Origin of the sequence: Ensifer adhaerens (assembly GCF_002940685.1) — a bacterium.
GTDB classification, from domain to species: domain Bacteria; phylum Pseudomonadota; class Alphaproteobacteria; order Rhizobiales; family Rhizobiaceae; genus Ensifer; species Ensifer adhaerens_E.
Genome location: NZ_PNFP01000028.1, coordinates 50,928 through 65,240, shown reverse-complemented (window position 1 = coordinate 65,240; position 14,313 = coordinate 50,928). Strand labels below are relative to the sequence as shown.

The window sequence follows — 14,313 nt, the reverse complement described above, 5'->3', positions numbered from 1 at the left end:
CAGATGAGCGATGATCCGCTCATCAGCCTGCCAGCCGTGGCGCGCTGATCATCCCGGTCCATGCCGGAGAGCACGGCGACCAATGCCGTCTGCTACACCACCTCACGGGACGCGATCTCCAACTCTGCAGGAGAAGCAACGGCCTTCCAGCCGACCGACGATGGGCCGCTCGAAACCACCGCGCCGTACCAACTTCCGGTGACGATCGGTTCAAACCCCTGCTCAGCCAAATCCAAGTCGGCGAAGCTGTCTTTGATTCCCCATCGTCGCGCCTGGTTCGAAAGACGGACTTTGGGCACGAGCTTCTCGATCTCATCCCGTACGCCGTATCCGCTTGTTATTATGTTCGGGTAAAAGCTTGGCGAGACGGCCAAATTCGCCCAGGCACCTGCAGACCTCATCTCATTCGACCCATGCGCGGAACACACCCTGCTGCACCAAGCAATGTTATCGTCTACGGCGACTCTGAGCAGCCGTGAATTGTCAGCCATATTCAGCCCCTGGATGAGAACATGCCCATTCTCTGACGACCTCGATGTCCGCGTCCAGCGCTTTCCAGCCGAAACCGCCACTCTATAGAAACAGGCATTCATGCCTGCGGCCGGATTGGGCAGCGCCCAGCGCCCTTTCGCGGCCCGCGCCTTGTCCACTCGGTGTTCAGTCCCGACATTTGGTGGATCGGATTGACGATCAATCTGACTGGCTCTGAAGTCCGGGCCCTTGCAGCGCCATTTCCTTGCCTATGCCGGAACTTGCCCCGGTGACGACGCAGCGTGCCATGTGGTCTATTCCCGTTGTTGCGCAGTCGAGCCAGCGACGGGAGGACGGGGATGGCATTAACCGAGGTCAAGCGCGGGCAGGGTGCTGGGATTTCGCTGTTCGAGCGCATCGCCGGGCATTCGCTGGCGCAGGCGGAACGCCTGGCCGAGGCGATCCAAATCCGCAGCGTGAAGGCGGGCGAAACCGTCTTTCACCAGGACGAGCCGCATCCCTATGTCTACGTCATCGAGAGCGGCCTGGTGAAGCTCACTTATCTTCGCGCCGACGGCGAGGAATGGATCAAGTCCTTCGCCATCGAGGGGCGGTTCTTCGCAAGCCTGTCTGCCCTGGTGCCCGCCGGGCGTGCGAGCTTTTCGGCGGTAGCGGTCGAGGGCGGCCGCCTCGAGAGAATTCCGTTCGTTACGCTGCAGGCGCTGGCCGACAACGATCTTGGCTGGTCGCGCATGATCCGGGGCGCGCTGATGATGCTTGCCGAGCGCAAGGAGCGGCGCGAGCGCCAGTTCCTGACCTTGAACCCCGAGGAGCGCTATCGCGCGCTGCTCGTCGAGGAACCGGAGGTGGTCGCGCGCCTGCCGCAGAAGGATCTCGCCGGCTATCTCGGCATCACGCCGGTTGGCCTCAGCCGCATCGCCAAGCGTGTGCGGACCGAGGCGACGGCCAGGCTTAACCCGGGTTAATGCGCGGCATCCGACAAGGCGCGATACCGGCCACCGTTGTCAGAACGGAGGCTCATCTTGACCACACAGAAAACGGCATCGGATTTCCTGCTCTTCCTCAGGTCCTGGGCGGCGAGACCGCTGGAGGTTGCCGCCATCGCGCCTTCGAGCCGGCGGCTGGCGGTCGCCATGACCACGGAGATCGGTCCACTCTCAGGCAATGTGCTCGAACTTGGGCCCGGCACCGGGGCCTTCACGCGGGCGCTGCTGCGAAACGGCGTCTACGAGGACAATCTCATCCTGGTGGAGCGCAATCCGACCTTCGCGACGCTGTTGCGTGAGCGCTTTCCAAGCGCGACCCTGATCGAGGGCGACGCACAGCACCTGGCTTTGCCGGCGGTGAAGCCGGTCGGGGCGGCGATCAGCGGCCTGCCACTGCTCTCCATGCCGGTGCAATCGGTGCGGGCCATCCTAGCCTCGGTCTTTCATCACCTCGCCGAAGACGGAAGCCTGTTCCAGTTCACCTATGGACCGCGATGCCCGATCTCGCCCCAGGTTCTGGGTGAGCTTGGTCTCAAGGCCTCCTTCCGGTGCTGGGTGCCGCTCAATCTGCCGCCTGCCAGCGTCTATCGCATTTCACGCGGCCGCGCCTGAGCTGGATGGCCTCGTTGCCTTGGCGGGGTGGGACGTCGGCTGGGCGGGTAGGACTTTCTCGGCCTTCCGTCGAAGTCGGAACCCATTTGCTGTTATTGTCTATAGAATAAGTTCATTATCTCGCTTCAACCAAGGAGAGGCGGATGAGCAACGTACACTTTCTCAGGGAACCGGCGCCGGTGAATGCCGAGCACGACGAAAGGCGCCGGGATCTGTTTGCCCGCGCCGAGGCGTTGTCAAACGATCTTGCCCGGCGGGGCGCCGAGCTTGACCGGGTGGGGGCGCCGCCGCGCCAGGAGATCGAGGCGCTCCGCCAGGCCGGCCTCCTGGCGGCGCTGCATTCGCCGGAGATCGGCGGGGCCGGTTTGAGCTGGGTCGACGGGCTGCGGCTGGTGCGCATTCTCGCGCGCGGCGAAAGCTCGATCGGGCAATTGCTGGGTTACCACTACGTCAACAGCCAGTACATCTATTGGGCCGCGGCCGATCCCCGACAGGCCTGGGTGCTGGGCGCCGAGACCGTCGAACGGCAGCTCTACTGGGGTGCAGCCGTCAATCCGCGCGATCCCGGCCTGACGCTGGAGCGGCGCGGCGGTCACTATGTGCTCAACGGCCGCAAGACGTTTTCGACCGGGGCACATGTCTCCGACCGCATCAACGTCAATGCCACGCTCGACGGCAAGATCGCCAATTTCGTCGTGCCCACCGACCGCCCCGGCTATGTCGTCAACGACGACTGGGACAATATCGGCCAGCGGCTGTCGGACAGCGGCAGCGTCGAGTTCCGCGACTTTCCGGTCTATGGGCGCGACTTCATCCAGCCGCTTGCCGATCCCTTGGATCCGCCACCGGTGCAGGCGACCTTCAACACGCCGCTGATCCAGCTCGTCTTCGTCAACTTCTATCTCGGCACGGCCGAAGGGGCGCTCGCGTCGGCGCTCGATTACGTCCGCCAAACGACGCGCCCCTGGGTGACATCGGGCGTCGAACGCGCCGGCGACGACCCCTATATTCTCGAAGCGATCGGTGAGCTCCAGGCAAAGCTGAAGGCGTCGGTCGCGCTCGCCGATGCGGCAGCCGTAGCAGTTGAAGCGGCCTTGTCAAAGGGCAGTTCTGTCACGGCCGAGGCGCGGGGCGCGGCGGCGATCGAGGCCTATGCGGCCAAGGTTCATTCGACCCATGTAGCGCTCGACGTGACGGCAAGGGTGTTCGAATTGATGGGCGCGCGCGCCACGGCCGGGCACTATCGCTTCGACCGCTACTGGCGCAATGTCCGCACCCACACGCTGCACGATCCGGTCGCCTACAAAGCCCGCGAGGTCGGCGACTTCGCGCTCAACGGGCGCATCCCGCCGGTAAGCCTCTACAGCTGAAACTGACGCATAGGGTGCCTGTGCCTAGAAAAACGCCGCCTGAACAAAAGTTCCGGCGGCGTTTCTTTGATGTCTTCGTTCAGGCGGAGGCCGCGATCGCATGCCGCTGCGCGGCGAGGTCGCGGTAGCCCGCGCCCGGGTGCGGTGCTGCAAGCCTCGGGCCCGCGCCGAAGAGTTTTTCCCGGAGCGTTCCCGTCCGATAGTCGGTCTTGTAGACGCCGCGCCTCTGCAGTTCCGGCACCAGCAGGTCAACCGTGTCCTCGAAGCTCTCGGGCGTGACCGCATAGGCGAGATTGAAGCCGTCGACATCGGTGTCCTCGACCCATTCCTGCAGCAGATCGGCGACCGTTGCGGGCGAGCCGACGAAGACCGGACCGAAGCCGCCGATGCCCACCCAGTCGGCCATCTCGCGCACGGTCCACACCCGGTCCGGGTCGATGGTCGTGAAGGTCTCGACCGCCGATTGCACCGCATTGGTGTAGCGGTGGCGCAGCGGCTCGTCCGGCGCGAACTGCCCGAAATCGATGCCCGTCCAGCCGGAAATCAGCGCCAAGGCACCCTCGTAGGAGACGTGGCTGCGGTACTCGTCGAACTTCTTCTTCGCCTCCGCGTCGGTTTCGCCGAGGATCACCGTCTGCAGGTTGAAGGCGAGGATTTCGCGCGGGTTGCGGCCGGCGCGCGCTGCCGCCTCGCGGACATTGGCGACATAGCGCTTGAGCACCGTCTTCGACGGTGCGGCGACGAAGATGCATTCGGCGTGGGCACCGGCAAAGTCCTTGCCCCGGCTCGAGGACCCGGCCTGGTAGAGCACCGGCGTGCGCTGCGGCGACGGTTCGCTGAGGTGAATGCCGGGAACGGTGAAGTGGCGGCCATGATGGTTGATCGGGTGCACCTTGTCGGGATGGGTGAAGATGCCGGTCGCCCGGTCGCGGACGACCGCGCCGTCCTCCCAGCTTCCTTCCCAGAGCTTGTAGCAGACCTCCAGATATTCCTCGGCGAGGTCATAGCGGTCGTCGTGGCGCGCCTGCTGCGCCTGGCCGACGTTGAGCGCGCCGCTGTTGAGGTAGGAGGTGACGATGTTCCAGCCGACTCGGCCGCGGGTCAGGTGGTCGAGTGTCGAGAGGCGACGGGCGAAGGTGTAAGGGTGTTCGAAGGAGAGCGATGCCGTCAGCCCGAAGCCGAGATGTTCGGTCTCGTGAGCCATGGTCGGCACCAGCTGCAGCGGGTCGTTGACCGGCACCTGGGCCGAATGCCGAAGGGCTGCGTCGACATTGCCGTTCAGCACGTCATAGACGCCGAGCACGTCGGCGATGAACAGGCCATCGAACTTGCCGCGCTCGAGGGTCTTTGCCAGATGCACCCAGTAGTCGAGATCCTTGTAGCGAAAGGACTGGTCGCGCGGGTGGGTCCAAAGCCCCGGCGATTGGTGGCCGACGCAGTTCATGTCAAAGGCGTTCAGCCGGATTTCGCGGCTCATGGGGCTCTCCTTCGGGCAAGGTTGGGCGTTGCCCGAAGCGCCGGTCGCGCCTCGGGCCGATCGCGCGCGGTCGTTGGGCTCAGAGTGCGCCGTTCTTCGGCGGCTTGATGCCGTTCAGGTGGTAGTTGCCGACGACGTGATGCTTCCAGCGCACCGGGTCGTGCAGCGTGTGGGTGCGGGCATTGCGCCAGTGGCGGTCGAGGTTGAGGCCGATCTTCGTCGATGCGGTGCCGGCGAGTTCGAAGAGCGTGTTGCTCGCGTCCAGGGCGATCTCGGTCGTCAGGACCTTGGCCGCGGCAACGGCAAGCGTCGCCTCGATCACGCTTTCCTCGGTGCCGTTGATCTGGGCGACGTCGACCTTCTTGCCGGCGCGCTCGACGGTTGCGGTTGCCGCCTCCAGGCGGATGGCGAGCTGGCCGATGCGGGCGATGGTCAGGGGATCGTCGGCCGCCCTTTCTGCGCCGCTGTCCATCCAGGGACGGGCGTGGTTGCGCACGAAATCCAGCATCTCGGCAAAAGCCGCCCGGGCAATCCCGAGGTCGATGCCGGCATGGATGATCTGGCCGACGGAGCCGATCGTCGTCGGCCGTTCGAAACCGCGGTGATGGCGCACCACCGCGTCGGCGGCGACATAGACATTCTGCAGCACGGTCGTGCCGCTGCCGGTCGTGCGCTGGCCGAAGCCGTCCCAGTCGTCGATGATCTGCAACCCTTCAACGCCGCGCGGTACGAAGGCCATCGTCAGCTTGTCGTTGGGATCGAGGGCGAAGACGACGATCCATTCGGCAAAGAGCACGCCGGTCGAATAATACTTGCGCCCGTTCAGCCGGAATCCGGGGCCGTCGGGGCTAAGCCGCGTTTCATAGTCGCCGACGGTCTTCGTGCCGCGCTCGGAAAGGGCGTTGCCGAAGCGGTCGCCGGCGAGCGCCCGGCCGAAGAAGAAGGCCTTCTGCTCCTCGGTGCCATCGTTGCGCAGGGCTTCCAGAATGTAGAAATGGTTCTGCGGGATCTGGCCGATCGAGGAGTCTGCTTCCGAAAGGATGGCGGTGATCTCGGCGAGAACGGCATTGGAGACGTCGATGCCGTCATATTCCGGCGGCACGGTGATCGCGAGCAGGCCGGACTGGGCCAGCGCATCGAGCTCGTCGAAGGGCAGAATGCGATCCGTGTCCCGCTCGTTGGCACTCCCTGCAAATTCCGCCGCCAGCTCGCGTGCGATCGACAGCGCCTCTTCCTCGCTTTCGATCCGGTGCGCCGGGGCCCTTGTTTTCTCGGAAAGCCGCGAGATCGTTCCCATGTGACTGCTCCCTGTCGATTGAGGTGCATATCAGTGAATTATCTGGCCTGATCGGGTAAGATAGTATATTCTATAGAAATTATCGAATTGAGTATTTCGTTTCGGCCGCGAGGGCGACTTGGTGTTTACCTTCGGGGCTGGATGGGTAAAATCGATTCGGGGGAAGGCCGGGAAACAAGATCCCGGTGACGGTAGGCGGCGTGTATGCCTGCCGATTTCCCGCCAAAATTGACTGCGGCTCAGGGAACCATCACCCGATTTGTGCATTTGCCTCATCGCCTGCAGTTTGACCCGTCGCGTGGCCTGAGAGTATCGGCCACCCGGCACGAACACAAATACATGCTGACAGAATTGGCCATTCGCGTTTCCCGGCCTTAACCACTGAAGGAGACACAAATGACGAATTTCCTGCCTGCTCTCCATGAAGGGCACGCCTCCATCACGCTGCAGAACCTGTTTCGTGATGCTCTGGAGGCCTATGATGACTGGGGCGCCAACATGCCCGAGCCCATCGTTGCGTTCGAAGGCAAGCGCATTCCGATCAGCGAGGTCTTCGACTGGATGAAACCTTGCACCGACATCATGCCGGCAAACCTCATCGGCATCGTCACGGACAGGCTGAACAAGCCCTGGAGCGGTGAAGGACCGCTCGACGCCATGACCGTCTCGACGGCGGCGCGTGTCATGTCTGTGCTGACGCGGCGACAGCTGCGCAGCTTCGGCAGCGGCTCGATCGAGGTCTTTGCCGAGCGCTTCAATCATCCGCTGCATGCCGGCGCCTGATCGATAGTGCCAAGAGGAGCGCGCTCGCGCGCTCCTCATCCGCGGGCGGGCCACAGGCTAATTCGTTGCGCCCGGTTCCATAGCCCTTCCTTGCCGGTGCGCCTTCCCGTAAACACGGGGGGAGAGAGCAAGCGGATGTTCGAGCGGACCGGGGGCGGCGTGAATTTTCGACAATTGGAAGTGCTGCGCACGCTGTTGGCGACAGGGTCGACGATCGCTGCCGCCAAGACCATGGGGCTCAGCCAGTCCGGCGTCAGCCGGCTTTTGCAGCAACTCGAAGAGGAGTTGTCGCTGACGCTTTTTGCCCGCGACAAGGGCCGGCTGATTGCGACGCCCGAGGCGGTGAAGCTCGCCGAGGATGCAGAGCACATTCTGCTCGGCATCGACCGCTTCACCAATCTGGCGCAGGATCTGCGCAGCGGTGCCGTCGGGCCTGAGGTCGTGCGCATCGGCCTGCCGAACAGCATGTCCGAAACCTTCGCCCCGGCGATGCTCGCCGACTACGCCCGGGATTTTCCCGGTGTACGGGTCGAGACGTTTTTCGACACGACGGTCGCGATCGCCCGGCTGGTCGAGCAGCGCGTCATCGATTTCGGCTTCCTGCGTTACGAGGGGCAACTGAGTGCTGGCCTCGAAATGCAGCCGGTCGCGACCGGCGTCAGCGTCTGCGTCATGGAAAAGGGGCATGCGCTTTCGGCGCACGAAACCGTGACGCCCAAGGAGTTGCGCGGCGTGCCCTTGATCCTGATCGGCCGCCGCCGACCGACGCGGGTGATGCTCGACGAGATCTTCCGCAAGGCTGGCGTGCCGCAGAAGGTCAAGATCGAGACCCACAGCAACAGCTCGGCCTGCGCCTATGCGGCCTATGGCCTCGGGGTCGCGATCATCAGCAGTTTCTTTGCCAACCTGCATCGCCACCTGCCGATCGAGATTCGTCCTTTTTCGCCGCATCTCACCCAGGATTTCGGCGTCGCCACCGCGGCAGGCGTCCCCCTGTCGCTTGCGGCGCAGGCGATGATCGACTGCCTGAAGCGGCAGGTCGCCGCTTCGCAGCAGCCGTGAGACGATGGCCTGTCGGCTGCGGGCATGGCGCCATTGGCAATATGGCCGGAGCGACACTACGTCTTCGGACGAAACGAACAGAAGAGTGAATGAGATCATGTTTCAGGCAGCCGCGATCGACGCAGGCGACAAGGGCGTTTTCTACGCGGAACTCGCCCAGCAGCTCGACGCGCTGCTTCAGGGCGAGACGGGCCTGATCGCCAACGCGGCCAATATGTCGGCGCTGATGTTCCAGACCATGCCGAGCCTCAATTGGGCGGGGTTCTATTTCCTCGAAACCGACGACGAACTCGTGCTCGGGCCGTTCCAGGGCAAGCCTGCCTGTGTGCGCATCGCCGTCGGCCGTGGCGTCTGCGGCACGGCCGTCAAGGAAGACCGATCGATCCTCGTGGAAGACGTCCATGCCTTTCCGGGTCACATCGCCTGCGATGCGGCCTCGCGCTCGGAACTCGTCGTTCCGATCCGGCGTGACGGGCGGGTGATCGGCGTCATCGATCTCGACAGCCCGGAGCCTGCGCGCTTCGACCACGACGACCGGATCGGTATCGAAAAGCTCGCGGCGATCTTCGCTGCGGCGATCGCGCAAGCCGCCGCCGTGGATGATCTGGCAAGGATTGGCCGGCTCTCGCTTCGGGCCGCACGATGACGGATGCCGCTTCGCCCGTCGCTGTCGAAACGCACGCGCGCGTGGCGCGCAAGATCGATGTCGTCGTCATCGGTGCCGGGCAGGCGGGATTGTCCTCCGCCTACCATCTGGCTCGGCTCGGGCTGACGCCTCACAGGCAATATGTTGTCGTCGATCAGTCGCCGCAGCCGGGCGGGGCCTGGCAGTTTCGCTGGCCGTCGCTGACCTTGAATACCGTCAACGGAATTCATGATCTTCCCGGCATGAAATTTTCCGAAGCGGTCGATACCAGCAAGGGCGAGGTCCATGCGGCTGTCGCGGTGCCGCAATATTACGGCGCCTATGAGAAGGCGTTCGACCTCCCGGTCCGCCGGCCGGTGGCTGTCAAAGTCGTGTGCGAGCGGGGTGAACGCTTCAGGGTCGAGACGGATGACGGCGCCTACGCCGCCCGCGGCATCATCAACGCGACCGGCACCTGGGAGGCTCCCTATATTCCGCCCTATCCGGGCGCGGAACGCTTCAAGGGACGCCAGCTGCACACGAAGGATTATCAGGCGGCCGGGCAGTTTGCGGGGCAGCATGTGCTGGTCGTCGGGGGCGGTATCTCCGCCATCCAGCTGCTCGATGAAATATCGAAGGTGACGTCGACCACTTGGGTAACACGGGAGGAGCCTGCCTTCCGCGACGAGCCGTTTACACCAGACGTTGGACGCGCCGCCGTGGCGATGGTCGAGGATCGCGTTCGCCGCGGTCTGCCGCCGGGCTCGGTTGTCTCCGTGACCGGCATTCCGGTGACGCCTGCGATCATTGCCGCACGCGCACGCGGCGTGCTTGAGCGCCAGCCGATGTTTGCCGAAATGACCGAACACGGCGTGCGCTGGGCCGACGGCCGCGAACTGGCCGTCGACGTCATTCTCTGGAGCACCGGCTTCAGAAGCGCGCTCGATCACCTGGCGCCGCTCCAGTTGCGCAATGTTGACGGCGGTATCCTGATGACCGGTCGGCTGGCGACGCAGGTGGCAAAAGACCCGCGGATCCATCTCGTCGGGTACGGGCCGTCGGCTTCCACCATCGGTGCGAACCGGGCGGGAGGTGCCGCCGCCCGCGAGCTTGCCGATTTTCTTCATCTGACCTGACAGACACCAGCGCGATCGCGAAGGGTCGTCGCCAGAGAGCAGCCGCGCAGTGCTCGCCGGCCGCGTTGGAGTTGCGTGCCGCTTTCATAGATGTATGACGTTTACTCATAATATTGCGCGATTTTTTTCATTCGGTCATAGTTTCGATAACAAAAGCCGACGGGCAGGAGAATCGCGCTAGCGCGTGCGCCCAGCCTCAGTACGGGGAACCCATGATCAAGTTCATTCTCAATCGCCTCGTGATGGCGATACCGACGATTGTCATCGTCTCGGTGGCCGTCTTCACGCTCATCCGCCTCATTCCCGGCGACCCTGCCGCGCTGATGCTCGGCGACATGGCCGAGCCGCAGCAGATCGCCGCGTTGCGAACGGAGCTCGGTCTCGACCGCAGCATCCCGGAGCAATTCGTCATCTGGGCCGGCAACATCCTCTCGGGGGATTTCGGCACATCGATCGTCACCGGAGAGCCGGTGCTGCATCTGGTCGTCAGCCGCTTCTTCGTCAGCGCCGAGATCGTCGTCATCGCCGTGTTTCTCGCAAGTCTCATTGCGGTGCCGGCCGGCGTCATCGCCGCCTGGCGGCAAAACAGCCTGACCGACCTTGCGCTCGTCGGCACGGCGACCGTGCTTCTGTCGATCCCGACCTTCTGGCTCGGCCTTCTTCTTCTGCTCGCCTTCGGTCTCAAGCTCGGCTGGCTGCCGGTGCTCGGCTATGTGCCGATCTCGGAGAACTGGAAGGCCGGGCTGCTCTATATGGTGTTGCCGGTCATGACGCTTGTCATCCACGAGATGGGCGTGATCATCCGCATGGCGCGCGCCTCCACGCTCGAAGTGCTCCGGCTCGACTACATCACCCATGCCCGCGCCAAGGGTCTCTCAGAAAGTGCCGTTCTCTGGCGGCATGCCTTCAAGAATGCCTTCGGCCCGACCTGGACGATGATCGGCCTGATCCTCGGCAATCTGCTCGGCGGCATCGCGGTGATCGAGACGGTCTTCACCATTCCTGGCCTCGGCCGGCTGATGGTCGATGCGATCTTCCAGCGCGACTACCCGGTCATTCAGGGCTGCCTGCTGCTCGTCGCCTTCTCCTATGTCGTCGTCAACCTGGTGGTCGACCTTCTCTATCCTCTCTTCGATCCGCGGGTGGTGGCAGAATGAGAAAGCTCACTTTCAACGGCGTCATCGGCGGCGGCCTGATCGGGCTGCTTGTTCTCGTCGCCCTTATCGGCCTCGTCTGGACGCCCTATGACCCGATGGCGCTCGGCTTTACCGCACGGCTTGCTGCACCCGGTGTCGCGCACTGGCTCGGCACCGACGAGTTCGGCCGCGATGTCGCGAGCCGCCTGATGGTCGGCGCCCGCGCCAGCGTCTGGATCGGGTTCCTCACCGTCACCTTCGCCGTCGTCTGCGGCACCTTCATCGGCATTGTCAGCGGTTATGCCCGCGGTTGGGTCGATGGCGTGATCATGGCGATCAACAACGCGCTGCTCGCCTTCCCCGGCATTCTTCTGGCGCTCGGACTGCTCGCCGTCTTCGGCGCCAACCAGTACGGCATCATCTTCGCGCTTGGCATCGCCTACACGCCGTCGATGGCGCGTGTGGTGCGCGGCGCGGTGCTGTCGCTGCGGGAACGCGAGTTCATCGAGGCCTCGCGCGTCATGGGCAATGGCGAGATCTACACGATGCTGCGCCACATCCTGCCCAATTGCGTCGCCCCGATCACGGTGCTTGCGACCTCGATGTTCGGCTGGGCGATCCTCTCGGAAAGCGCGCTATCCTTCCTCGGCCTTGGCGTGCCGCCACCGGCACCGACCTGGGGCAACATGCTCGCCGCCGGCCGCCCCTTCATCGAACAGGCCGTCTGGCTCGGTTTCTTCCCCGGTCTCTGCATCGCGCTCACTCTGCTTGGCATCAACCTTCTGGGCGATGCGCTGCGCGACAAGCTCGACCCCCGCATGCGAGGCCTGAAATGACCGGAAAAACTCCTCTCAGCACCCCTCTTCTGAGCGTTGGGGGTCTCTCGCTTGCCGTCACCCACTCGGGCAACCAGGTGGTGAAGAACGTCAGCTTCGACATCGCTCCCGGCGAAATCGTCGGCATCGTCGGCGAGAGCGGCTCCGGCAAGACGCTGGCGACACGGGCGATCATCGGCCTCATTCCGCCGGCCGTCCGCCATGTCGGCGGCACGATCCTCTATCGGGGCAAGGATGTGCTCGGCATGAAGGACCGGGACCTGCGTCAGCTTCGCGGCGGCGAGGTCGGCGTCGTCTTCCAGGAGCCGATGACCTCGCTCAACCCGTCGATGACCATCGGCCGGCAGCTCGAGGAAGGGCTGATCCTGCACACGAAGATGTCGGTCGAGGAGCGTCGCGCCGCGATCCTGTCGATGCTGACGCGTGTCGGCATCCGCGAGCCGGAGCGGGCGCTGACGGCGTACCCGCACGAGTTCTCCGGCGGCATGCGCCAGCGCATCATGCTGGCTTCGGTCATGCTGCTCAAGCCGGCTCTGCTGATCGCCGACGAGCCGACGACGGCGCTCGATGCCGTCGTCCAGCGCGACGTGATGGAACTGATGGTCGAATTGACCCAGGCCGAAGGCACGGCGGTGCTCTTGATCAGCCACGACCTGCCGATGGTTGCCCGCTACACCAACCGCTTCGTCGTCATGGAAAAGGGCGTCGTCGTCGAGCAGGGGCTGACCGAAGAGATCCTCCAGGCGCCGCAGCATCCCTACACCCGCAAGCTGCTGTCGTCGCTGCCCTATCGCGGCACCGCCCGTGAACTCGACATGACCCGCACGCCGATGGTGTCGGCGCGCAACATCGTCGTCGAATATCCCGGCCGCAAGGGCTTGTTCCGTAAACACGCGCCGAAGCGCGCGCTGCACGGCGTCAGCGTCGACATCCATGTCGGCGAGGTCGTGGCGCTGGTCGGCGGCTCCGGCTCCGGCAAGACGACGCTCGGCCGGACGATTGCAGGCCTGGTGCAGCAGACGGAAGGCGAGATCCTGTTCCAGGGACGCGAGCGCAGTGCCGACTGGCGCGACTACCGCCTGAACTGCCAGATGGTGTTCCAGGATCCCTATTCGTCGCTTGATCCTCGCATGACCATCCAGGCATTGGTCGAGGAGGCGCTCCGACTGGTGCCGGATCTCGATACGCCAGCCAAGCGCCGTCGTGCGCTTGAAACGCTGGAGGAAGTGGGTCTCAGCGCAGATTTCGCCAATCGTTATCCGCATGAGCTCTCGGGCGGCCAGCGCCAGCGCGTGGCGATCGCCCGTGCGATCGCAAGGCGGCCGAAATTCCTGATCGCCGACGAGCCGGTGTCGGCGCTCGACGTCACGGTCCGCGCGCAGGTGCTGGAGCTCTTCTCCAACCTGCAGAAGCGCTACGGCTTCTCGTGCCTGTTCATCAGCCACGATCTCGGCGTCGTCGAGCAGGTCGCCGACCGCGTCATCGTCATGCAGGACGGGCGCATCATCGAAGAGGGCGATCGCGACCTTATCTTCGATGCGCCGAAGGAAGCCTATACCCGCAAGCTGCTCTCGGCGATCCCGGCGCTCGACCTCAACCAGACCGGCGGCGTTACCCTCAAATGGCGGCTGGAGGCCTGACATGACGACCGAACTCAAGGCAGCCGCGATCGCGGCCGAACTCCATGCGATCGCCGATGCCGAGCCCTTCGTCACCCGCTTCCTGGTGCGCAATCTCGTGACCGGGGAAACGATCGGACGCCGCGAGCGCGAGGAGACACCGTCGGCGAGCACCCGCAAGACCTCGATCATGATGGCGGCCTTGAAGGCGGTGGCCGAGGGGCGGCTTAATCTTGACGAGCGCATCACCTACGAAGCGCGTTTCGCTGAGGAAGTGGCAAGCGGCATGTTTCGCTACCTGACGCCCGGCATCGTGATCTCGCTGCGCGACGCCATCGTCGGCATGATGGTGCTGAGCGACAATGTCTGCACCAAGATGGTGTTCGAACGGCTGACGCTCGAAGAGGTCGATCGCTACTGCAAGGCGCTCGGCATGGTGGGTACCCACCATCGCTTCCTGATCCCGCCGCTGGCGCTGAAGCCCGATCATTCGCTGGCCGACGTCACGACGACGACGGCCGCCGACCAGGTGATGCTGCTGGAACTGATCCTGGCGGCGCAGGACGACGTCGGTGCGGCCGCGAGGCTCGGCATCTCCGTCGAGCTCGCCGCCTTCGCCCTGAAGACGCTGAAGAGCCAGGTGCTGCGCTACGGCATCCGCTCGCGCCTTCCCTTCGATACGGTGGCGGCCTGCAAGGGTGGTCGCGGCAAACGCGGCCGCATGGATGCCGGCGTCGTCTATCGCGACGGCAGGCCGCTCTATGCGATTGCCGCCTTTACCGACGGCGTCCCCGCGCTGATGCCTGACGGCACGCCCGGCTACACCATCGCGCTCGAAACCATCGGCAAGCTCTCGCAGGCCTGCTGGCGCGCCTTTTGAAC

At 64.4% G+C, this 14,313-nt stretch carries 14 protein-coding genes; 11 read left to right on the top strand and 3 right to left on the bottom strand.

Annotated features, from left to right (window positions below; all coding sequences use genetic code 11):
• Positions 1-92: 92 nt before the first annotated feature.
• Positions 93-491 (bottom strand): hypothetical protein, encoded by a 399-nt coding sequence (locus C1A35_RS36195; RefSeq protein WP_158665237.1) that lies wholly within the window; start codon positions 489-491, stop codon positions 93-95.
• Positions 492-830: 339 nt separating this feature from the next.
• Here C1A35_RS36195 and C1A35_RS33785 point away from each other — a divergent pair, with 339 nt between their 5' ends.
• From C1A35_RS33785 to C1A35_RS33775, 3 genes are all read left to right on the top strand, one after another.
• Positions 831-1,457: a Crp/Fnr family transcriptional regulator gene (locus tag C1A35_RS33785; RefSeq protein ID WP_104668592.1), complete on the top strand. Its 627-nt coding sequence runs from the start codon at positions 831-833 to the stop codon at positions 1,455-1,457.
• 57 nt (positions 1,458-1,514) lie between these two features.
• Positions 1,515-2,090, top strand: coding sequence for a class I SAM-dependent methyltransferase (locus C1A35_RS33780; RefSeq protein ID WP_104668591.1), 576 nt, complete (start codon positions 1,515-1,517; stop codon positions 2,088-2,090).
• Between the two features lie 143 nt (positions 2,091-2,233).
• Positions 2,234-3,460 carry an acyl-CoA dehydrogenase family protein gene (locus C1A35_RS33775; protein WP_104668590.1) on the top strand — a complete coding sequence of 409 codons (1,227 nt, stop codon included), beginning with the start codon at positions 2,234-2,236 and terminating at the stop codon, positions 3,458-3,460.
• A 79-nt stretch (positions 3,461-3,539) separates the two neighbouring features.
• Here the strand turns inward: C1A35_RS33775 and C1A35_RS33770 are convergent, their stop codons facing one another.
• Positions 3,540-4,937: an LLM class flavin-dependent oxidoreductase gene (locus C1A35_RS33770; RefSeq protein WP_104668589.1), complete on the bottom strand. Its 1,398-nt coding sequence runs from the start codon at positions 4,935-4,937 to the stop codon at positions 3,540-3,542.
• Positions 4,938-5,016: 79 nt separating this feature from the next.
• Positions 5,017-6,234 (bottom strand): SfnB family sulfur acquisition oxidoreductase, encoded by a 1,218-nt coding sequence (locus C1A35_RS33765; RefSeq protein WP_104668588.1) that lies wholly within the window; start codon positions 6,232-6,234, stop codon positions 5,017-5,019.
• 396 nt (positions 6,235-6,630) lie between these two features.
• On the opposite strand from C1A35_RS33765, the gene C1A35_RS33760 reads away from it, so the two are divergent.
• From C1A35_RS33760 to C1A35_RS33725, 8 genes are all read left to right on the top strand, one after another.
• A complete protein-coding gene (locus tag C1A35_RS33760) occupies positions 6,631-7,017 on the top strand; it encodes a hypothetical protein (protein WP_104668587.1) in 387 nt (128 codons plus the stop codon).
• 159 nt (positions 7,018-7,176) lie between these two features.
• Positions 7,177-8,079, top strand: coding sequence for a LysR family transcriptional regulator (locus tag C1A35_RS33755; RefSeq protein ID WP_104668601.1), 903 nt, complete (start codon positions 7,177-7,179; stop codon positions 8,077-8,079).
• A 97-nt stretch (positions 8,080-8,176) separates the two neighbouring features.
• Positions 8,177-8,725 (top strand): GAF domain-containing protein, encoded by a 549-nt coding sequence (locus C1A35_RS33750; RefSeq protein ID WP_104668600.1) that lies wholly within the window; start codon positions 8,177-8,179, stop codon positions 8,723-8,725.
• The gene (locus C1A35_RS33745) at positions 8,722-9,840 is read left to right on the top strand and encodes an FAD-dependent oxidoreductase (protein WP_104668586.1); all 1,119 of its coding nucleotides are present in this window, start codon (positions 8,722-8,724) and stop codon (positions 9,838-9,840) included. The genes C1A35_RS33750 and C1A35_RS33745 overlap by 4 nt, the downstream gene beginning before the upstream one ends.
• Positions 9,841-10,052: 212 nt before the next feature.
• Positions 10,053-10,997 (top strand): ABC transporter permease, encoded by a 945-nt coding sequence (locus C1A35_RS33740; protein ID WP_104668585.1) that lies wholly within the window; start codon positions 10,053-10,055, stop codon positions 10,995-10,997.
• A complete protein-coding gene (locus C1A35_RS33735; protein ID WP_104668584.1) occupies positions 10,994-11,812 on the top strand; it encodes an ABC transporter permease in 819 nt (272 codons plus the stop codon). The genes C1A35_RS33740 and C1A35_RS33735 overlap by 4 nt, the downstream gene beginning before the upstream one ends.
• Positions 11,809-13,452, top strand: a complete 1,644-nt coding sequence (locus tag C1A35_RS33730) for an ABC transporter ATP-binding protein (protein WP_104668583.1) — start codon at positions 11,809-11,811, stop codon at positions 13,450-13,452. The genes C1A35_RS33735 and C1A35_RS33730 overlap by 4 nt, the downstream gene beginning before the upstream one ends.
• 1 nt (position 13,453) lies before the next feature.
• Positions 13,454-14,311, top strand: a complete 858-nt coding sequence (locus C1A35_RS33725; RefSeq protein WP_104668582.1) for a serine hydrolase — start codon at positions 13,454-13,456, stop codon at positions 14,309-14,311.
• The last annotated feature ends 2 nt before the right edge of the window (positions 14,312-14,313 follow it).

Excerpts from the sequence above, each read along its gene's own strand:
- C1A35_RS36195 (WP_158665237.1), bottom strand. The coding sequence starts at position 491 with ATGGCTGACAATTCACGGCTGCTCAGAGTCGCCGTAGACGATAACATT.
- C1A35_RS33770 (WP_104668589.1), bottom strand. The coding sequence starts at position 4,937 with ATGAGCCGCGAAATCCGGCTGAACGCCTTTGACATGAACTGCGTCGGC.
- C1A35_RS33740 (WP_104668585.1), top strand. The coding sequence starts at position 10,053 with ATGATCAAGTTCATTCTCAATCGCCTCGTGATGGCGATACCGACGATT.
- C1A35_RS33730 (WP_104668583.1), top strand. The coding sequence starts at position 11,809 with ATGACCGGAAAAACTCCTCTCAGCACCCCTCTTCTGAGCGTTGGGGGT.
- C1A35_RS33765 (WP_104668588.1), bottom strand. The coding sequence starts at position 6,234 with ATGGGAACGATCTCGCGGCTTTCCGAGAAAACAAGGGCCCCGGCGCAC.
- C1A35_RS33725 (WP_104668582.1), top strand. The coding sequence starts at position 13,454 with ATGACGACCGAACTCAAGGCAGCCGCGATCGCGGCCGAACTCCATGCG.
- C1A35_RS33760 (WP_104668587.1), top strand. The coding sequence starts at position 6,631 with ATGACGAATTTCCTGCCTGCTCTCCATGAAGGGCACGCCTCCATCACG.
- C1A35_RS33745 (WP_104668586.1), top strand. The coding sequence starts at position 8,722 with ATGACGGATGCCGCTTCGCCCGTCGCTGTCGAAACGCACGCGCGCGTG.
- C1A35_RS33735 (WP_104668584.1), top strand. The coding sequence starts at position 10,994 with ATGAGAAAGCTCACTTTCAACGGCGTCATCGGCGGCGGCCTGATCGGG.
- C1A35_RS33750 (WP_104668600.1), top strand. The coding sequence starts at position 8,177 with ATGTTTCAGGCAGCCGCGATCGACGCAGGCGACAAGGGCGTTTTCTAC.
- C1A35_RS33775 (WP_104668590.1), top strand. The coding sequence starts at position 2,234 with ATGAGCAACGTACACTTTCTCAGGGAACCGGCGCCGGTGAATGCCGAG.
- C1A35_RS33785 (WP_104668592.1), top strand. The coding sequence starts at position 831 with ATGGCATTAACCGAGGTCAAGCGCGGGCAGGGTGCTGGGATTTCGCTG.